The sequence below is a fragment of the Luteimonas sp. A482 genome, from assembly GCF_054072655.1.
Window position 1 is genome coordinate 882,322 of sequence record NZ_JBSVRO010000001.1, and the last position, 18,070, is coordinate 900,391.

The 18,070-nt window shown below is 69.6% G+C and carries 18 protein-coding genes; 17 read left to right on the forward strand and 1 reads right to left on the reverse strand.

What is annotated here, in order from left to right:
• Nucleotides 1-22 precede the first annotated feature (22 nt).
• The 7 genes from ACW5DW_RS03930 to recO all read left to right on the forward strand — a co-directional run bounded on the left by ACW5DW_RS03930 (nucleotide 23) and on the right by recO (nucleotide 7,244).
• Complete coding sequence (locus tag ACW5DW_RS03930) at nucleotides 23-1,579, forward strand: Do family serine endopeptidase (RefSeq protein WP_457017463.1); 1,557 nt, start codon at nucleotides 23-25, stop codon at nucleotides 1,577-1,579.
• 163 nt (nucleotides 1,580-1,742) lie between these two features.
• Complete coding sequence (gene lepA, locus ACW5DW_RS03935; RefSeq protein ID WP_457018396.1) at nucleotides 1,743-3,536, forward strand: translation elongation factor 4; 1,794 nt, start codon at nucleotides 1,743-1,745, stop codon at nucleotides 3,534-3,536.
• Nucleotides 3,537-3,552: 16 nt separating this feature from the next.
• The gene (lepB, locus tag ACW5DW_RS03940; RefSeq protein ID WP_457018397.1) at nucleotides 3,553-4,347 is read left to right on the forward strand and encodes a signal peptidase I; all 795 of its coding nucleotides are present in this window, start codon (nucleotides 3,553-3,555) and stop codon (nucleotides 4,345-4,347) included.
• Between the two features lie 58 nt (nucleotides 4,348-4,405).
• Entirely contained in the window at nucleotides 4,406-4,795 is a 390-nt protein-coding gene (locus ACW5DW_RS03945; RefSeq protein ID WP_457017464.1) for a DUF4845 domain-containing protein, read from the forward strand.
• Nucleotides 4,782-5,462 (forward strand): ribonuclease III, encoded by a 681-nt coding sequence (gene rnc, locus ACW5DW_RS03950; protein ID WP_457017465.1) that lies wholly within the window; start codon nucleotides 4,782-4,784, stop codon nucleotides 5,460-5,462. The genes ACW5DW_RS03945 and rnc overlap by 14 nt, the downstream gene beginning before the upstream one ends.
• A 72-nt stretch (nucleotides 5,463-5,534) precedes the next feature.
• A complete protein-coding gene (gene era / locus ACW5DW_RS03955; RefSeq protein ID WP_457017466.1) occupies nucleotides 5,535-6,464 on the forward strand; it encodes a GTPase Era in 930 nt (309 codons plus the stop codon).
• Nucleotides 6,465-6,488: 24 nt separating this feature from the next.
• On the forward strand, nucleotides 6,489-7,244 hold the full coding sequence (recO, locus tag ACW5DW_RS03960) for a DNA repair protein RecO (RefSeq protein ID WP_457017467.1): 756 nt from the start codon (nucleotides 6,489-6,491) through the stop codon (nucleotides 7,242-7,244).
• Here the strand turns inward: recO and ACW5DW_RS03965 are convergent.
• Complete coding sequence (locus ACW5DW_RS03965; RefSeq protein WP_457017468.1) at nucleotides 7,220-7,945, reverse strand: response regulator; 726 nt, start codon at nucleotides 7,943-7,945, stop codon at nucleotides 7,220-7,222. The two genes, recO and ACW5DW_RS03965, sit on opposite strands and share 25 nt — an antisense overlap.
• Before the next feature lie 33 nt (nucleotides 7,946-7,978).
• Here ACW5DW_RS03965 and ACW5DW_RS03970 point away from each other — a divergent pair, with 33 nt between their 5' ends.
• From ACW5DW_RS03970 to ACW5DW_RS04015, 10 genes are all read left to right on the forward strand, one after another.
• Nucleotides 7,979-9,994 (forward strand): hypothetical protein, encoded by a 2,016-nt coding sequence (locus ACW5DW_RS03970; RefSeq protein ID WP_457017469.1) that lies wholly within the window; start codon nucleotides 7,979-7,981, stop codon nucleotides 9,992-9,994.
• 36 nt (nucleotides 9,995-10,030) lie between these two features.
• Nucleotides 10,031-10,618 carry a YdbL family protein gene (locus ACW5DW_RS03975; RefSeq protein WP_457017470.1) on the forward strand — a complete coding sequence of 196 codons (588 nt, stop codon included), beginning with the start codon at nucleotides 10,031-10,033 and terminating at the stop codon, nucleotides 10,616-10,618.
• 106 nt (nucleotides 10,619-10,724) lie between these two features.
• Nucleotides 10,725-12,056, forward strand: coding sequence for a 23S rRNA (uracil(1939)-C(5))-methyltransferase RlmD (gene rlmD, locus ACW5DW_RS03980; protein ID WP_457017471.1), 1,332 nt, complete (start codon nucleotides 10,725-10,727; stop codon nucleotides 12,054-12,056).
• 139 nt (nucleotides 12,057-12,195) lie between these two features.
• A complete protein-coding gene (locus ACW5DW_RS03985; RefSeq protein ID WP_457017472.1) occupies nucleotides 12,196-12,708 on the forward strand; it encodes a CYTH domain-containing protein in 513 nt (170 codons plus the stop codon).
• 38 nt (nucleotides 12,709-12,746) lie between these two features.
• A complete protein-coding gene (locus tag ACW5DW_RS03990) occupies nucleotides 12,747-13,436 on the forward strand; it encodes a DsbA family oxidoreductase (protein WP_457017473.1) in 690 nt (229 codons plus the stop codon).
• An 87-nt stretch (nucleotides 13,437-13,523) separates the two neighbouring features.
• Entirely contained in the window at nucleotides 13,524-14,531 is a 1,008-nt protein-coding gene (nagZ, locus tag ACW5DW_RS03995; RefSeq protein ID WP_457017474.1) for a beta-N-acetylhexosaminidase, read from the forward strand.
• Nucleotides 14,528-15,088: a hypoxanthine-guanine phosphoribosyltransferase gene (locus ACW5DW_RS04000; protein ID WP_457017475.1), complete on the forward strand. Its 561-nt coding sequence runs from the start codon at nucleotides 14,528-14,530 to the stop codon at nucleotides 15,086-15,088. The genes nagZ and ACW5DW_RS04000 overlap by 4 nt, the downstream gene beginning before the upstream one ends.
• A gap of 158 nt (nucleotides 15,089-15,246) precedes the next feature.
• A complete protein-coding gene (locus ACW5DW_RS04005) occupies nucleotides 15,247-16,002 on the forward strand; it encodes an S-methyl-5'-thioinosine phosphorylase (RefSeq protein WP_457017476.1) in 756 nt (251 codons plus the stop codon).
• 98 nt (nucleotides 16,003-16,100) lie between these two features.
• The gene (locus tag ACW5DW_RS04010) at nucleotides 16,101-16,307 is read left to right on the forward strand and encodes a cold-shock protein (protein ID WP_457017477.1); all 207 of its coding nucleotides are present in this window, start codon (nucleotides 16,101-16,103) and stop codon (nucleotides 16,305-16,307) included.
• 510 nt (nucleotides 16,308-16,817) lie between these two features.
• A complete protein-coding gene (locus tag ACW5DW_RS04015; protein ID WP_457017478.1) occupies nucleotides 16,818-18,059 on the forward strand; it encodes an FAD-dependent oxidoreductase in 1,242 nt (413 codons plus the stop codon).
• Nucleotides 18,060-18,070 lie beyond the last annotated feature (11 nt).

Below are 18,070 nucleotides of genomic sequence, written 5' to 3' on the forward strand. Positions count from 1 at the left end.
CGTTGTCCAGGGTCACATCCCGATGAAAACCCCGCTGCATGCTCTTACGCTGATCCTCCTTGCCTCTGCTGCCACGACCGCCGTGGTGCTGCCCATCGCCACCGCACAGCCGGGAGCGGACGCCGTTGCCGCGCCGCTGGCCGGACAGGCGACCGCGGTCCCGGCCGCGCCGCTGGTCACCGGGCTGCCTGATTTCACCCGCCTGGTCGAAGAGGTCGGCCCGGCCGTGGTCAAGATCGACACCATGATCGGCAGCCGCCGCACCGCCCAGCAGCCCGACGACAGCGTCCCGGGCGAGGAGCAGATCCCCGAAATCTTCCGCCGCTTCTTCGGCCCCGGCTTCCAGATGCCTGGCCCCGGCGGCCCGGGAGGCCCGGGTGGCGGCGGCCAGGCCCCGCGCGGGCGCGCAATGGGCACCGGCTTCATCATTTCCGATGATGGCTACATCCTCACCAACCACCACGTCATCGACCGCGCCGACGAGGTCAAGGTCACCCTCAGCGACCTCAGCGAGTACACCGCCAAGGTGGTGGGCAGCGACGAGCGCTCGGACGTGGCCCTGCTCAAGATCGAGGGCAAGGGCCTGCCGGTGCTGCGCACGGGCGATGCCTCGGGCGTGAAGCCCGGCCAGTGGGCGGTGGCGATCGGCTCGCCGTTCGGCTTCGACCAGACGGTGACCGCCGGCATCGTCAGCGCGGTCGGCCGCAGCAATCCCTACGCCAACCAGCAGTACGTGCCCTTCATCCAGACCGACGTCGCCATCAACCAGGGCAACTCGGGCGGCCCGCTGCTCAACACCCGCGGCGAGGTGATCGGCATCAACTCGCAGATCTTCAGCAACTCCGGCGGCTACATGGGCGTGGCCTTCGCGATCCCGATCGACGTGGCCATGAACGTGGTCGACCAGCTCAAGAAGACCGGGCGCGTGCAGCGCGGCCAGCTGGGCGTGCAGTTCCAGGCGACCGGCATCACCGCCGACCAGGCGAAGGGCTTCGGCCTGCCCGATACCCTGGGCGCGCTGGTCAGCGAGGTGGTCCCGGGGAGTCCGGCCGAGAAGGTCGGCATCGAGCCCGGCGACGTGATCCGCGGCGCCGACGGTGTCACCATCCGCCAGCCGGGCGACCTGCCGCCGATCGTGGGCAACAAGGTGCCGGGTGCGAAGATCAAGATCGTGGTGTTCCGCGAAGGCCGCGAGCGCACGCTCGACGTGACCCTGGCCGAGCTCGACGACGATGCGCTGGCGAGCGCCACCCCGCGCCCGGGCGCGCCTTCGCCGGCGGCGGCGAGCGATGCCAATGCGCTCGGCCTGGTCACCCAGGAGCTCACCGAGGCCCAGCGTCGCCAGCTTGGCCTGGAGGCGGGTGAAGGGGTGCGCATCGCCCGCGTCGAAGGCGCGGCAGCCCGCGAGGCCGGCCTGTCTGCTGGCGACGTGGTGCTGCGCGTGGGCCGCACGCCGGTCGGCAGTTCGGCCGCGCTGGCCCGCGAAGTGCGTGGCGTGAAGGCGGGGCAGACGGTGATGCTGCTGGTCCGCAGCCAGGGCGGCGGCAGCCGCTTCGTTGCAATCACGCCCGAAGGCTGAGCGGCTCCATCAGGCCCCTGAAAGCGCCTGCCCTGCATCGCCGGGCAGGCGCCTTGCCGCGCGGTGATGGGGCTGGGAGCCGCGGCGGGGACCACGTCTGCCCTATGCGATAATCTCCGGCTGTCCTGACGACGGCCGCTGCCGCTTCCCCATGTCCGACCCCATGCGGCTTATCCGCAACTTCTCCATCATCGCCCATGTCGACCACGGCAAGTCGACGCTTGCCGACCGCATCATCCAGCTGTGCGGCGGCCTGACGGCGCGCGAGATGGAGGCGCAGGTCCTCGACAACAACCCGATCGAGCGCGAGCGCGGCATCACCATCAAGGCGCAGTCGGTGTCGGTGCCCTACACCGCGCGCAACGGCGAGACCTACCACCTCAACTTCATCGACACGCCCGGCCACGTCGACTTCAGCTACGAGGTCAGCCGCTCGCTGGCCGCTTGCGAAGGCGCGCTGCTGGTGGTCGATGCCGCCCAGGGCGTCGAGGCGCAGTCGGTCGCCAACTGCTACACCGCGGTCGAGCAGGGCCTGGAAGTGGTGCCGGTGCTCAACAAGATCGACCTGCCCACCGCCGACATCGAGCGCGCCAAGGCCGAGATCGAGGCGGTGATCGGCATCGACGCCAGTGACGCGGTCGCAGTCAGCGCCAAGACCGGCCTCAATGTGGAGGAGGTGCTGGAAGCCATCGTGCACCGCATCCCGCCGCCGCAGCGGCGCGACAGCGACAAGCTGCAGGCGCTGATCATCGACTCCTGGTTCGACAATTACCTGGGCGTGGTCTCGCTGGTGCGGGTGATGCAGGGCGAGATCAAGGCCGGCGCCAAGATGCTGGTGATGTCCACCGGCCGCACCCACCAGGTCGACAAGGTCGGCGTGTTCACCCCCAAGCGCAAGGAAACCGCTGCGCTGCGCGCGGGCGAGGTGGGCTGGATCAACGCCTCGATCAAGGACGTGCACGGCGCGCCGGTCGGCGACACGCTCACGCTCGCCGGTGACCCGGCCGCCGAGCCGCTGCCCGGTTTCCAGGAGATGCAGCCGCGCGTGTTCTCGGGCCTGTTTCCGGTCGACGCCGACGACTACCCGGACCTGCGCGAGGCGCTGGAAAAGCTGCGCCTCAACGACGCCGCGCTGCGCTTCGAGCCGGAAAGCTCGGAGGCCATGGGCTTCGGCTTCCGCTGCGGGTTCCTGGGCATGCTGCACATGGAAATCGTGCAGGAGCGGCTGGAGCGCGAGTACGACCTCAACCTGATCAGCACCGCGCCGACGGTGGTCTACGAAGTGCTGTTGACCGGTGGCGAAGTCATGTCGCTGGACAACCCGGCCAAGCTGCCGCCGGCCAACAAGATCGAGGAAGTGCGCGAGCCCATCATCCGCGCCAACATCCTCACGCCGCCCGACTACGTGGGCAACGTGATCACGCTGTGCGAAGAGAAGCGCGGCAGCCAGATCGGCATCCAGTACCTGGGCAGCCAGGTGCAGATCAGCTATGAGCTGCCGATGGCCGAGGTGGTGCTGGACTTCTTCGACAAGCTCAAGTCGGTGTCGCGTGGCTACGCCTCGCTGGACTACAACTTCCTGCGCTTCGAGGCCGGTCCGTTCGTGCGCGTGGACACGCTGATCAATGGCGACAAGGTCGACGCGCTGAGCATCATCGTCCACCGCAGCCACGCCGATCGCCGCGGTCGCGACCTCACCGAGAAGATGAAGGAACTGATCCCGCGGCAGCAGTTCGACGTCGCGATCCAGGCCGCCGTCGGCTCGCAGATCATCGCCCGCAGCTCGGTCAAGGCGCTGCGCAAGAACGTGCTGGCCAAGTGCTACGGTGGCGACATCAGCCGCAAGAAGAAGCTCCTCGAGAAGCAGAAAGAGGGCAAGAAGCGGATGAAGCAGGTCGGCCGGGTCGAGATCCCGCAGGAAGCATTCCTGGCGGTGCTGCAGGTGGACAACAAGTAGGGGATGGCGTGACATGATGAAATGGTTCGAGCTGGGGCTGGTCGTGCTGACCTTCGCAACCGGCATCACCTGGCTGCTCGACCGGCTGTTCTTCGCCAAGCGTCGCGCGCAGCGGTCGGGTCTGCTGGAAGAGAAGGAGCCGATCCTCGTCGACTACGCGCGGGCCTTCTTCCCCGTGCTGTTCGTGGTGCTGATCCTGCGCAGCTTCATCGCCGAACCGTTCCGCATCCCCTCCAGTTCGATGATGCCGACCCTGCTGATCGGCGACTTCATCCTGGTCAACAAGTTCAGCTACGGCATCCGCCTGCCGGTCAACAACCGCAAGGTGATCGCGCTGGGCGAGCCCGAGCGCGGCGACGTGGTGGTGTTCCGCCCGCCGCACCATCCCGACCAGGACTGGATCAAGCGCGTGGTCGGCCTGCCGGGCGACGTGGTGTCGTATCGCGACAACACCGTGTACGTGAACGGCGAGTCGTTCGGCTACGGCGAGCCCCAGCACTATGTCGGCGTGGGCCGCGGCAGCGACATGACCGGCGCTGGCCTGATCGACGAGACCATGCCCGGCCGCACCCACCAGGTGCTCGAGACCCGGCGCCCCGGCATGCTCGACCCCGGCGAGGGCGAGTGGCGGGTGCCCGAAGGCGAGTATTTCGTGATGGGCGACAACCGCGACCGCAGCGACGACAGCCGGTTTTGGGGTACGCTGCCGGAGAGCCAGCTGCGCGGGAAGGCGTTCCTGGTCTGGATGAATCTCGACAGCAGCGCGCCGGGCTGGATCGACTGGAGCCGGATCGGCAGCCGCATTCCGTAGCGCCGGCGCGGAAGGCTGTCAGCGTGCCGGCACATCTGCAGCAACAGGGGATCGGATCATGGACATGCGTCGCAGGCAGGGCGGCATCACGCTGCTGGGCTTCATCATCGTCGCCGGCGTGGCCGGCTTCCTGGTGTTCATGGGGATCAAGCTGTTCCCCATGTACTCCGAGTACTACAGCGTCAAGTCGGCGCTCAAGAGCCTGGCGGCCGAACCCGGCGTGGGCAACTACGCGCCGGGGCGGATCCAGGACCTGTTTTTCCGCCGGCTCAACATCAGCTACGCGTCCAACATCAAGAAGGAACACGTTAAGATCCAGCGCGTGGACAACGGCTGGCAGATGGACGTGACCTACGAGGTGCGCAAGCCGATGGTCGCTAACCTCGATGCGGTGGGCCGGTTCCATGCCAGCCAGCACCTGACCGGGACCGGCGGTGCCGCAAACTGACCCACGGGGCGGGGTGTTCGACGCGCATGCGTTCGGCGACCCGTCCCTGCTCCAGCAGGCGCTGACGCACCGCAGCGCGGGGGCGCCCCACAACGAACGTCTGGAATTCCTCGGCGACGCGGTGCTGGGCGTGATCGTGTCCGATGCGCTGTACGCGCGCTGGCCGAAGGCCGACGAGGGCTCGCTCACCCGTGCCCGCGCCGAACTGGTGCGCGAATCCTCGTTGGCTGAAGTGGCGCGGCGGCTGGCGGTCGGCGAGTGGCTGACCCTGGGTCCGGGCGAGATGAAATCCGGCGGCCACCGGCGCGATTCGATTCTGTCCGACGCGCTGGAGGCGGTGATCGGCGCGATCTACCTCGACGCCGGCTTCGAGGCCTGCCGCGCCGTGGTGTTGCCCTGGTTCGAGGAAGCGGTGTCGGCGGTGCCGGCCAGCAAGGTCGGCAAGGATGCCAAGACCCGCCTGCAGGAGTGGCTGCAGGGGCGGCAGAAGCCGCTGCCGCAGTACGAACTCAAATCCGAGAGCGGCGAGGAACACGCGCGCGTGTTCGTGGTGCGCTGCGTGCTGTCCGACCCGGCGGCGGCCGGAGAGGGCGAGGGCGGTTCGCGGCGCGCGGCCGAGCAGGTCGCGGCCGGCGTGGTGCTGGAGTTGCTGGAAGCAGGCGACTGACGTCGCGCGCTCGCGGCGGGTTCGGGCTGCCGATCACCCGCCCACGTCCGCAACTCCCCTACAATCCGCGCCATGCAGCAGCCCCCCCCCGCCGCGCACCGCGCCGGCCACCTCGCCGTGATCGGCCGTCCCAACGTTGGCAAGTCCACCCTGGTCAACGCGCTGGTGGGCGCCAACGTCAGCATCGTGTCCAACCGGCCGCAGACCACGCGCCACCGGCTGCTGGGCATCGCCACCTTGCCTGCGGGGCAGATCGTCCTGGTCGATACGCCCGGCCTGCACCTGGAAGGGGGCAAGCGTGCCTCGTCGGCGCTCAACCGGGTGCTCAACCGCGCCGCCCGCGGCGCGCTCGAGGGCGTGGACGCGGCCGCGCTGGTGGTCGAGGCCGGTCGCTGGGACGAGGAAGACACGCTGGCCTACGACACCCTGCACGCCAGCGGCCTGCCCCTGGTGCTGGTGGTCAACCAGGTCGACCGCATCCCCGAGAAGGCGAAGCTGTTGCCCTACCTGCAGCGCATCACCGAAGGGCGCAGCTTTGCCGCGGTGCATCCGGTGTCCGCGCTCAAGCGCACCGGCCTCGATGCACTCACCACGTCGCTGCTGTCGCAGCTGCCCGAGCAGCCGCCGCTGTATGGCGAAGACGAGATCACCGACCGCAGCCAGCGCTTCCTGGCGGGCGAACTTCTGCGCGAGCAGCTGATGCGCCAGCTCGGCGCCGAGTTGCCCTACGCCACGACGGTGGAGATCGAATCATTCACCGAGGAGCCCTCGCCCAAGGCCGGGGTGATGTACCGTATCGGCGCGGTGATCTGGGTCGAGCGCGAGGGCCAGAAGGCGATCGTGATCGGCAAGGGCGGCACCCGCCTGCGCGACATCGGCAAGCGTGCGCGCGAGCGGATGGAACAGCTGTTCGACGCCAAGGTGTTCCTGCAGACCTGGGTGCGCGTGCGCGAGGGCTGGTCGGACGACGAAGCGGCGCTGCGCACGCTCGGCTACGAGTAGCCGGCGCGCTGGGGGCGGGCATCCGTGCGCTACGACGCCGAACCGGCCTATGTCCTGCATGCGCGAGCCTGGCGCGAGACGAGCCTGCTGGTCGACGTGCTGACGCGTTCCCACGGCCGCCTCGGCCTGCTCGCGCGCGGCGTGCGCGGACCGCGCAGGCAGGCGCAGTTCGCCGCGCTGCAGCCGCTGCAGCACGTGCGGCTGGTGGCGGTGCAGCGCGGTGAGCTGGCCACCCTGACGTCGGTGGAGGCGATCGACGCGCCGCCGCGGCTGCCCGGGCACGCCGCGCTGTCGGCGTTCTACGTCAACGAACTGGTGCTGCGCATGGCGCCACGACAGGATCCGCACCCCGAGCTCTACGAGCTGTACGGATGGTTGCGCGCGCGGCTGCACGATGCTGCGGGGCTGGCCTGGAACCTGCGCCGCTTCGAGCGCGACCTGCTGCAGGTGCTGGGCTTCGGCTTCGATCTTGGCCATGACGGCGACGGCACGGCGATCGACCCGGCCGCGCGCTACCGGCTTGATGCCGAGCACGGCCCGCGGCGTGTGCTGGGCGAGCGCGTCGGCGAATCGCGCGCGCGCTACGCGACCGGTAGCGCGCTGCTGGCGCTGGGCGAGGACCGCAGGCCCGATCCCGCCGATCTCGACAGCCTGCGCGGCGCCATGCGCGACGTGCTGTCGCAGCACCTGGGTCCGCGCGGATTGAAATCCTGGCAGCTGGCCGGCGAGCTGGGACGGCTCGCGCGCGGGTCCGATCAGGCGCCTGACAGCGTGTCCTGAACCGCATCGCGGAACGCCTGCAGCGCATCGCCCGAGCCGGGCGCGGCGTGCAATCGAGAGACCGCCGCGCCCAGCCGCGCCGCGCCCACGAAGCCGCATCCGGCCTCGAGCCTGTGCAGCGTGGCGCGCAGCGCCTCGGCATCGCCCGCGGCTGCGGCCGCGGCCACTGCGTCGCGCGCCCCCGCGAGTTCGGCAATGAACAGCCCGCGCATGGCCGCGACATTGTCGGCGTTGCCGGCCAGCGCCGACAGCGCCTGCGCATCGTCCCAGACCGGCAGGTGGTAGCCCGCGGCCGGTTGCCGCACGTGGTGCGTGCCGTCAGCGGTATCGCCGTCGCCCCGCGGTTCCAGCACGCGCCGGATCGCAGCCAGCCAGGCATCGGCCGGTAGCGGCTTGGCGACCGTGGTGGCGAAGCCGGCTGCCAGCAGCGCTGCGTGTTCGTCCTGCTCGCGCGAGGCCGTATGCGCGATGGCCGGCGTCTGCAGCCCGCGTGCGCGCAGTCGCGCCAGCAGTTCGCTGCCGCTGCCGTCCGGCAGGCGGGCATCGAACAGCCACAGTGCGTGTGGATTGGCAGTGGCGAGCGCGAGCGCTTCGGCCATGCTGGCCGCCGCATCGACCACGGCCGGCAGCAATTCGGTCGCCGCCTGCAGGAACGCGCGGCTGGTGGGATCGTCCTCGACCAGCAGGATCCGTGGATTCATCGTCGCCCCCTGCGCAGCGGATATGCTCGCCCGATGCCTTGGCGCATCTTAACGCTGTTGCTGCTGGTGCTGGCCGCGAGCCCGGCGCTCGCGCGCACCGCGACCGCGCGCATCGACGCCATCGATGCCGCCGGCGTGGCGCTGCGCGACGTGCGCGTGCGCCTGCACTGGCCGGCGGACGCGGCGCAGGGCGAACTGCGGATCGAGGCGGCGCTGATCGAGGCGTCGGCGCTGGGCTACCGTTTTGACAACGTGCGCTGGCAGTGCCCGCTGGCACGGCCGCAGGCCGATGCCTGGCGCTGCGAAGGGCCGCTGCAGGGCCAGGGCGGCGCCCCTATGCGACTGGCGGTGGATCTCTCGCCGGCCAGCACCGACGCGCTGCTGGCCCGCGGCGACGCGCGGCTGGCGCTGCATCGCAATGCCGCCAGTCCCGACGCCACGCAGCTGCAGCTCACGCGCGTGCCGATGCTCTGGGCGCAGGCGCTGCTGGCCAATGCCTGGCCGGGCGGGCGGCTGGCTGCGGGCACGATGGATGGGGCGATCACGCTGCAGACGCCGAGTGGACGACCGCTGCAGGTCGAAGGGCGTCTTGCGCTGGCCGGCCTTGGCCTGGAATCGGACGACGGCACGATCGCGCTGGGTGATGTCGATGGCAGGGTGCGCTTTGACCTGCGCGTGCCCGAGGACAGCGGCATGCTGCTGTCGCTGGACGGCGAGGTCGATCGCGGCGAGGCGCTGTTCGGCAATGCCTACCTCGCGCTGGGCGGCACGCCGGTGGCATTCGCGATCGATGCGCGGCAGATGCCCGGCGGCGGCTGGTCCGCGCCGCGGGTCGAATGGCGTGACGCGGGCGCAGTCGATGCGCGCGGCAGCGCTGAGCTCGATGCCCAAGGCGGGCTGCGCGCGCTCACGCTCGACGTGCGCAGCGATGCGCTCACGACCTTGCCCGACCGCTACCTCGCCGGCTGGCTGGGCCTTGCCGGAATGTCGGGCCTGGCGCTGGACGGCGCGGTGGGCGCACAGATTCGCGTCGAGGAAGGTCGGGTCGAGGCGCTGGAGCTGCAGCTTGGCGGGGTGGATATCCGCGACCCGCGTGAGCGCTTTCGCATCGACGGCCTGGAGGGCGACCTGCGCCTCGCCGCAGGCGGAATGGTCGACAGCGAACTGCGCTGGCGCGGCGGCGCGCTCTACGAGCTGGCCTTCGGGCCGATCCGCCTGCCGCTGCGCAGCCAGTCCGGCACGCTGCAGCTGCGCGAGGCCGTTGCGCTGGACATGCTCGGCGGCCAGCTCCAGCTGGAGAACTTCAGCCTGACCCCGCCGGATGAGGACAGCGGCCTGCGCCTCGGTTTCGGGCTGGCGCTCGACGCGCTGGACGTCGGCCAGCTCGCCAGCGCCTTCGGCTGGCCGGAGTTCCGCGGCACCCTGGGCGGGCGCATTCCCAGCGCACGCTATGCCGACGAACGCCTGGAGTTCGACGGCGGCCTGAGCGTGCATCTGTTCGATGGCCGCATCGACGTCGGCGCGCTGTCGATGGAGCGTCCGTTCGGGGTCGCGCCCACGCTGTCGGCCGACCTGTCGCTGCACGACCTGGACCTGATGGACATCACCGGCGTGTTCGACTTCGGCAGCATCAGCGGTCGGCTGCATGGGCGCATCGACGGGCTGCGCCTGGTCGACTGGACTGCGACCGCCTTCGACGCCGAACTCCATACCGAACCACGTCGTGGCGTGCGCCAGCGCATCAGCCAGCGCGCGGTGCAGGACATCTCCAGCGTCGGCGACGCCTCCTTCGTCAGCAGCCTGCAGGGGCAGCTGATCGGGCTGTTCGACGATTTCGGCTATCGCGGCATCGGCATCGGCTGCCGCCTGGCCAACGAGGTCTGCGCCATGTCGGGACTGCATTCAGCGGGAGACGGCTTTACTATCGTGCAGGGTGCGGGCGTGCCCAGGCTGCAGGTGGTCGGGTTCAACCGCAACGTCGACTGGCCTACCCTGCTCGAGCGCCTGGCCGCAGTGGCCGCCGGCGATGTCGCGCCGGTGGTGGACTGAGCGGCCGCAACGTCATCAACGCAAGGGAGTCGTCGCATGCGCCGTGTCTTGGGAATCTCGCTGTTTTCGCTGGTGCTGTGCGCCTGCGTCACGATCAACGTCTATTTCCCCGCCGCCGAGGCGCGCGAAGCCGCGCGTGAGTTCGTCGAGAACGTGATTGGCGACGAGGCCGCGCCCGCGTCCACGCCCCCGGGCGACGGCGGCATGGCCACGCGCCAGCTGCGCTTCGATCCCTGGATGCTGCTTGGCATCGGCAGCGCGCAGGCGCAGTCGCAGCCGGACATCACCATCCGCACGCCGGCGATCCAGGCGATCCAGTCGCGGATGGAGTCGCGCTTCAACTCGATGCGCCCGCATTTTGATTCCGGCGCGCTGGGTTTTGCCGGTGACGGCACGGTGGTGGTGCGCGATGCATCGCAGCTGGCGATCAAGGACCGGGTTGCGGTCAACGCCGCCGTCGCCGACGACAACCGCGACCGCAAGGCGGTCTATCGGGAGATCGCCGTGGCCAACGGCCATCCCGAATGGGAGTCGCAGATTCGCGACGTGTTCGCCCGCCAGTGGATCGCGAGCGCGCGCCCGGGCTGGTGGTACCAGCAGGGCGGGGTCTGGAAGCAGAAGTAGGGCGCGGCGCTCCAATGCCAGCGCAGGGGACGGAACGGCACCGGCCAATCCGTCCCCTCCATCGCATCTGCGACAATGTCCGGCCCTGCAAGCAGCCTGATGCCACGTGGCCCGGATCGACCAGACGCCTTTTGAACTCGACATCGTCGACCTCAGCCACGATGGACGCGGGGTGGCGCGCCGCGCCGACGGCAAGGCCGTGTTCGTGGCAGATGCGCTGCCCGGTGAACGCGTGGTGGTGCGCCAGACCGCGCGTTCGCGCAGCTTCGACGAGGCGACCACGCTGGAAGTGCTGCAGGCCTCGCCCGACCGGGTGACGCCGCGCTGCCCGCACTTCGGCGTGTGCAGCGGCTGTGTGCTGCAGCACCTGGACGAGTCCAGGCAGATCCTGGCCAAGCAGCGCGTGCTGCTGGAGAACTTCGAGCGAATCGGCCATGTCGCGCCCGCGGCGGTGCTGCCGCCGCTGACCGGCGGTGCCTGGGGATACCGGCGCAAGGGCCGCTTCTCGGTGCGGCGCGTGGAGAAGAAGGACAAGACACTGGTCGGCTTCCGCGAGCGCGACGCGCGCTACGTGGCCGACCTGCGCGAGTGCCATACCGTGGTGCCCGAAGTCGGCGTGCTGATCGTTCCGCTGTCGGTGCTGGTCGACGGCCTGCAGGCGCGGCGCGATGTGCCGCAGATCGAGTTCATCGTCGGCGATGCGCAGCCCGACTTCGACGGCGTCGCGCTGGTGTTCCGCCACCTGCAGCCGCTGGGCGAGGCCGATCTGGCGGCGCTGCGCGATTTCGGCGCGCGCCATCGCGTCGCCATCCACCTGCAGCCGGGCGGGCTGGACTCGGTGCATGCGCTGTGGCCGGTGCAGCCGTCGCTGTCGTTCCGGCTGGAGCCCTGGGATATCGGCCTGTCGTTCCGGCCGCTGGATTTCATCCAGGTCAACGCGCGCCTCAACGAGGACATGATCGCGCGCGCGTTCGAGCTGCTCGACCTGCAGCCGACCGACCGTGTGCTCGACCTGTTCTGCGGCCTGGGCAACTTCACCCTGCCGATGGCGCGCATCGTTTCTGAAGTGGTAGGCGTCGAGGGCGAGGCCGGACTGGTGGCGCGCGCGCGGGAGAACGCGGAACGCAACGGCCTGTCCAACGCGGGCTTCCATGCTGCAGACCTCACCCAGGACCAGCGCGGCAGCAGCTGGATGCGGCAGGGATTCGACAAGCTTCTGATCGATCCTCCGCGCTCGGGCGCGATCGACGTGCTGAAGCAATTGCCGCTGGAGCGGTTCGGCCGCATCGTCTACGTCAGCTGCCACCCGGGATCGCTGGCGCGCGACGCGGGCTACCTGGTCAATGAGCGTGGCTGGAAGCTGGCGAGTGCGGGGGTGATGGACATGTTTCCCCAGACTGCGCACGTCGAGTCGATCGCACTGTTCGAGAAGCGATGATCGACGTGACGTCGGTCCTCAGGCGTGTCATCCCGAGCGCAGCGAAGGATCCTGTTTCCGTCGACCTGATACCGGATTCCTCGCTGCGCTCGGAATGACAATAGGTATGTCCCCAGCCTCCAACCCCGGTTGAAACGCCATGCCCATCGAAATCGAACGCAAATTCCTGGTCACCGGCGACGGTTGGCGCGCCGCCGCGCATGACGTCCTGCCCATGGCCCAGGGCTACATCAACGACCTTGGCGCGATGGATGACGGCGGGCAGAAGGCCTCGGTGCGCGTGCGTATCCAGGGCAAAGAGGCCTTCCTCAACCTCAAGTCGCGCGAGCTGGGCAGCACGCGGCAGGAATTCGACTACCCGATCCCGCTCGATGATGCCCGCGCCCTGCTCGCGCTGTGCGTGGGCGGGGTGATCGACAAACTTCGGCATCTGGTGTCCCACGAGGGGCACCTGTGGGAAGTCGACGAGTTCCTCGGCGACAACGCCGGCCTGGTGGTCGCCGAGATCGAGTTGTCCAGCGCCGACGAACATTTCGCCCTGCCGCCGTGGGCCGGGCGTGAGGTCACCGACACGTCGCGCTACTACAACCTCGCGCTCGCGTCGCACCCATACGCGCGCTGGAACGCAGAGGACCGCGCCGGGGTCGGCTGAGGGCTTGGCCGCGGTGGATCCGCCCCCATGACCGTTGCATGAGAATCGATGTCTGGTCCGACGTGGTCTGCCCCTGGTGCTGGATCGGCAAGCGCCGCTTCCAGCGTGGCCTGGAACTGCTGGGCGCCGATGCGCCGCAGGTCGAGGTGCACTGGCATCCGTTCCTGCTCGATCCTGACGCAGGCACCGTACCGGTCCCGCTGCGCGAGGCCTACGCGAAGAAGTTCGGCGGCCCTGAGCGCACCGCGCAGATGCTGGCCAGCACCCAGGCCACGGCGCGCGCGGAAGGCCTGCCGTTCGATTTCGACCGGGGCCAGGTGCGCGTGACCACGCTGCCGGCGCACCGCCTGCTGTGGCTGGCCGCGCGCGAGGGCGATGCCGACCGCGTTGGTGAGGCGCTGTTCCACGCCCATTTCGCCGAAGGCCACAATCTGGCCGACCCGGAGGTGCTGGTCGCGGCCGGCCTCGTCGGCGGGCTGCCCGAGACGCGGATCCGCGCCCTGCTCGCCGGCGACGAGGGCGAGGCCGAGGTACGCGCGCAATTCGCGCAGGCGCAGGCCATGGGCATCCGTTCGGTGCCGACCTTCATCATCGATGGCCGCCTCGCGGTGCAGGGCGCGCAGCCACCCGAGGCGTTCGCGCAGGCGCTGCTGCAGGCCCGTGGCACCGCGCCGGCCAACGAGGCTCCCGACGATGCGAGCTGCGGTCCGGACGGCTGCCGCATCTGAACGCGTCGAGCCGCCGAGGGCTGCGGCCCGGCGGCCATCTGCGACAATGGCGCGGTGCGCAACCGCGCATGTGAAGGAGACCCGCGGATGCTCGTGATCGGCGTTGCCGGCATGGAACTCAGCGCGCAGGAGCGCGACTGGCTGCAGAACGACGCCTGTGCTGGCGTGATCCTGTTCAAGCGCAATTTCGCCTCGCGATCGCAGGTGATGGAACTGTGCACCGCGATCCGCGAAGCCGCGTCGCGCCCGCAGCTGATCTGCGTCGACCAGGAAGGCGGGCGCGTGCAGCGCTTCCGGGACGGTTACAGCGCGCTGCCTTCGCTCGACGGCTTCGGCCGGCTGTATGCCGACGACCGCGAGGCTGCCCTGCGCCTGGCCGAAGAGCATGCCTGGCTGATGGCCAGCGAAATCCGCGCCACCGGCGTGGACCTGAGCTTCGCGCCGGTGGTCGACGTCGGCCACGGCAACCTCGCCATCGGCGACCGCGCGTTCTGCACCGATCCGCAGGTCGTGGCCGACTTCACCCGCGCCTACGTGCGCGGCATGCATTCGGTGGGCATGGCGGCCACGCTCAAGCATTTTCCCGGGCACGGCACGGTGCGCGAGGACACGCACTTCGACAACGCGATCGACAACCGCTCGCTGGACGAGATCCGCGCGCACGACCTGGTGCCCTTCGTCGCCGGCATCGAGGCCGGCGCCGACGCGGTGATGCTGGCGCACGTGGTCTATCCGCAGGTCGCGCCGGAGCCGGCCGGCTACTCGCCGCTGTGGATCAACGACATCCTGCGCAAGGAAATGGGCTTCCGCGGAGTCGTGTTCTCCGACGACATCGGCATGGCCGCGGCGTTTTCCGCCGGCGGCATCAAGGCACGCGTGGACGCGCACCTGGATGCCGGCTGCGACGTGGTCCTGGTCTGCCATCCGCAACTGGTGGAGGAATCACTGGCGGCGGTGAAGCACCGCAGCCTCAACACCATGGCCCTGGTCGGCCTGCTCGGTCGCGGTGGCCTGGGCTGGGACGGCCTGCTGGCCGATGCGCGCTACAGTGGCGCGCAGGCGCAGCTGGCTGCGCGACTGGGACAGACCGCATGAACGTGCCGAAGCTCTCGGAAATCCTCGAGACCGCCGAACTGCTCTTCGATCGTGACGAGCTGGACGATGTGATCGAGGAAATGGCCGACGCGATCCTGGCCGACTATGCCGGCGACGAGCAGCCGCCGCTGTTCCTCACGGTGATGCACGGCGGGCTTCCATTTGCCGGACAGCTCGCCTTCGCGCTGGGCGAACGCGGCCTCGACCTCGAGTTCGACTACCTGCACGCCACCCGCTACCGCGGCAACACCACTGGTTCGGGGCTGGCCTGGCTGCATCGTCCGGCCACGCCGATGCGCGGCCGCCGCGTGCTGCTGGTCGACGACATCCTCGACGAGGGCCACACGCTCAAGGCGGTGAAGTACTGGTGCGAGGACCAGGGCGCGGCCGAGGTGCGCGTCGCGGTGCTGGCGGTCAAGGAGCACGACCGCTGCGTCGACGACATCTGCGCCGACCACATGGGCGTGGGTGTGCCGGACCGCTACGTGTTCGGTTACGGCATGGATTTCCACGAGCAGGGCAGGAACCTGCCGGGCATCTACGCGCTCGGCGAGTAGGCGCTGCGCCACCGGCCATCGCGGTCACTCCGTAGTCCGGTCATTCCAGCGCAAGCTGGGATCCATTGGACGGCAGCCGCGGCAGGCGAGGTCAAGCTGACGCGGGCCTCGTGATCCTGGCGGTATCCTTTGGCTCCGCCCGCCTGAAGCAGTCCAGCATGACCACCCCGATCCCGCTCGCCGTCATCGGCGGCACCGGCCTGTATGCGCTGGCCGAGCTGCAGGACATCGAAACCCACCAGCCGGTCACGAAGTACGGCGCGCCCTCCGGCCCGATCCGCATCGGCACGCTGGACGGCACGCGCGTGGCCTTCCTCGCGCGCCATGGCGAAGGACATTCCGTGCCACCGCACCGGATCAATTACCGCGCCAACCTCGCCGCGCTGCAGGCACTGGGCGCAAGCCGCGTGCTGGCGCTCAATACGGTCGGCGGCATTGGCGAGCGCTTCGGCCCGCGCGTGCTGGCCTGCCCGGACCAGTTGATCGACTACACCTGGGGGCGCATCTCCACCTTGTGCGAAGAGCCCGGCACCGAGGTGCTGCATGTGGATTTCGGCGACCCCTACACGCCACCGCTGCGGCGGCAGGTGCTTGACGCGGCGAAGGCGGCGGGCGTCGAACTCGTCGATGGCGGCTGCTACGGCGCCACCCAGGGTCCGCGCCTGGAAACGAAAGCCGAGATCGCGCGCCTGCGACGCGACGGCTGCGACCTGGTCGGCATGACCGGAATGCCCGAGGCGGGACTCGCGCGCGAACTCGGGCTGGAGTACGCATGCCTGGCGATCGTCGCCAACTGGGCGGCGGGCGCCGGACCGGATCCGGATGAAACGATCACCCTCGACGACGTGCTGGCCAACGTCGCCGCCGCGTCCTCCGGCATCCCCGCGCTGATCTCGACACTGTTGCGCGGGTGATTGCAACCCCCCGGTTTGCTTTGCATACTCGGCGTGCACGACCGGCCGCCCAGCGCGACCGTGCGGGCGCCACCCGCCATCACGAGGTTTGACGAGTCATGCAATACGGCACAGTGAAGTGGTTCAACGACGCCAAGGGATTCGGATTCATCGCGCCCGAGGACGGCAGCGCCGATGTCTTCGTGCACTATTCGGCGATCGATTCGACGGGCTTTCGCAGTTTGCAGGAAGGCCTGCGTGTGCAGTACGAAGTCACCCAGGGTCCGAAGGGTGCGCAGGCGACAGGCGTACAGCCAGTCGTCTGAGATGTCGGCAAAGACATTTTTGAAGCCCCGCCCAGGCGGGGCTTTTTTCTGGTTCTTCGCCTGGCCGGGACGGGTTGGTTTCCCTCACAAAGATGGAAAGATGAACTTCCGTTCCAACGATTTGCGTTGCCTCGTCCCGTCGCGACCTGACGGGCCACGCCGTGACCGGCAGGCCCTCTCCGCGAATGTCCCCCGGCATCCGCCTGCCGGCGGATGCCTCCTCCTTGATTTCGCTGCGAAGGCCAGCCGGCCACGGCCTGGCCCGGCTTACGGCCGCGTGCGCGGGAGCGAAGCAGAGGCCATGGCCTTGCACTTCCTGAAACGCCAACCATCCCGACACGTCGGGTGCGGGTACCCCTGGGTGCGAAATCAAGGAGGAGGCGACGGCCGCAGGCCATTGCCGGGGGACATTCGCACCCAGGGGTACCCGCAGCCGGCGCCTCTAGACCGCAACAGACGCCAGGTTTTTTCCTCAGTTGGCGAGGAGAGTCTTTCCTCCGGGCCGGAGCCTTGCCCATGAAGCGCCGCATCGCCATCGTTGGCTACGGCAGCGCGGGGCAGTGCGCGGCGGTGTTGCTCGAGCGCGACGGGCATTGCGTGGAAGTGTTCGAACGGGTGCCGGAGCCGGGCCCGGTGGGCGCTGGATTCCTGCTGCAGCCCAGCGGTCTGCAGGTGCTGTGGCGGATGGGGCTGCTGCCGCAGGTGCTTGCACACGGCGCGGTGGTCGAACGGCTGTTCGGCGATACGCCCTGCGGCCGCGCGGTGATGGACATGCGCTATGACGGGCTCGATCCGCGGCTGGCGGGTGTGGGCCTGCAGCGTGGCGCGCTGTTCTCGATCCTGGCGGCAGCGTTTGAAGGCCATCGGCGCGTGCGGGCGGGCATGCGGATCGTCGGGCTGGACGACGATGGCCGCGTGTTGCTCGATGCGGCCGGCGGGCGTCATGGGCCCTATGACCTGGTGGTGGTGGCGGACGGCGCAGCCTCGCTGCTGCGCGGCCATGCCGGCCGTGTACGCCTCGATCAGCCTTACCCGTGGGGCGCGCTGTGGTGCCTGCTGCCGTCCGCCGACTGGCCGCACCTGCGCGAGTTGCGCCAACGCTATGTCGCGGCGCGACGGATGATCGGCCTGCTGCCGGTCGGGACCAGGCCAGGTGACGACACGCAGCGCCTGAGCTTCTTCTGGAGCCTGCCCACCGCCGCCTTCGATGCCTGGCGCGAGGGCGGCATCGAGGCCTGGAGAGCGGAGGTGTGCGCGCTGTGGCCGGAGATCGAATCGCTGCTCGCGCATATCCGCGTGCCCGACCAGCTCGCCTGCGCCAGCTACCGAGACACTGTGGTCACGCAGTGGCACCGCGGCCACGCGGTCCTGATCGGCGATGCAGCGCATGCGATGAGCCCGCAGCTGGGGCAGGGCGTGAACATGGCGCTGATGGACGCGATGGCGCTGGCATCGGCGCTGCGCGTGCCGGGTTCGATGCACGATGCGCTGGCCGCGCTGCAGCGCGAGCGTCGCCGCCATGTCGCGATCTACCAGCTGTGGAGCCGCTGGCTGACGCCGATGTTCCAGTCCAATCTCGACACGGTGGCCCGCTTGCGCGACCTTGCGCTTCTGCGGGCGGGCCGGCTGCCGTTGGGCGGGACGCATATGCTGCGGGTGCTGAGCGGCACGCAACAGGGGCTGTTCGGCCGGATCGCGCTCGACGAGGCCTTCGTCGAGGCGCTGGCGCAAGGCTGCAGCCAGCGCGGATGAAGACAGGAGGG

What these genes read in the sequence shown, in the direction of transcription:
- ACW5DW_RS03930 (WP_457017463.1), top strand. Translation starts at nt 23, where the DNA reads ATGAAAACCCCGCTGCATGCTCTTACGCTGATCCTCCTTGCCTCTGCT.
- lepA (WP_457018396.1), top strand. Translation starts at nt 1,743, where the DNA reads ATGCGGCTTATCCGCAACTTCTCCATCATCGCCCATGTCGACCACGGC.
- lepB (WP_457018397.1), top strand. Translation starts at nt 3,553, where the DNA reads ATGAAATGGTTCGAGCTGGGGCTGGTCGTGCTGACCTTCGCAACCGGC.
- ACW5DW_RS03945 (WP_457017464.1), top strand. Translation starts at nt 4,406, where the DNA reads ATGGACATGCGTCGCAGGCAGGGCGGCATCACGCTGCTGGGCTTCATC.
- era (WP_457017466.1), top strand. Translation starts at nt 5,535, where the DNA reads ATGCAGCAGCCCCCCCCCGCCGCGCACCGCGCCGGCCACCTCGCCGTG.
- ACW5DW_RS03965 (WP_457017468.1), bottom strand. Translation starts at nt 7,945, where the DNA reads ATGAATCCACGGATCCTGCTGGTCGAGGACGATCCCACCAGCCGCGCG.
- ACW5DW_RS03970 (WP_457017469.1), top strand. Translation starts at nt 7,979, where the DNA reads ATGCCTTGGCGCATCTTAACGCTGTTGCTGCTGGTGCTGGCCGCGAGC.
- ACW5DW_RS03975 (WP_457017470.1), top strand. Translation starts at nt 10,031, where the DNA reads ATGCGCCGTGTCTTGGGAATCTCGCTGTTTTCGCTGGTGCTGTGCGCC.
- ACW5DW_RS03985 (WP_457017472.1), top strand. Translation starts at nt 12,196, where the DNA reads ATGCCCATCGAAATCGAACGCAAATTCCTGGTCACCGGCGACGGTTGG.
- ACW5DW_RS03990 (WP_457017473.1), top strand. Translation starts at nt 12,747, where the DNA reads ATGAGAATCGATGTCTGGTCCGACGTGGTCTGCCCCTGGTGCTGGATC.
- nagZ (WP_457017474.1), top strand. Translation starts at nt 13,524, where the DNA reads ATGCTCGTGATCGGCGTTGCCGGCATGGAACTCAGCGCGCAGGAGCGC.
- ACW5DW_RS04000 (WP_457017475.1), top strand. Translation starts at nt 14,528, where the DNA reads ATGAACGTGCCGAAGCTCTCGGAAATCCTCGAGACCGCCGAACTGCTC.
- ACW5DW_RS04005 (WP_457017476.1), top strand. Translation starts at nt 15,247, where the DNA reads ATGACCACCCCGATCCCGCTCGCCGTCATCGGCGGCACCGGCCTGTAT.
- ACW5DW_RS04010 (WP_457017477.1), top strand. Translation starts at nt 16,101, where the DNA reads ATGCAATACGGCACAGTGAAGTGGTTCAACGACGCCAAGGGATTCGGA.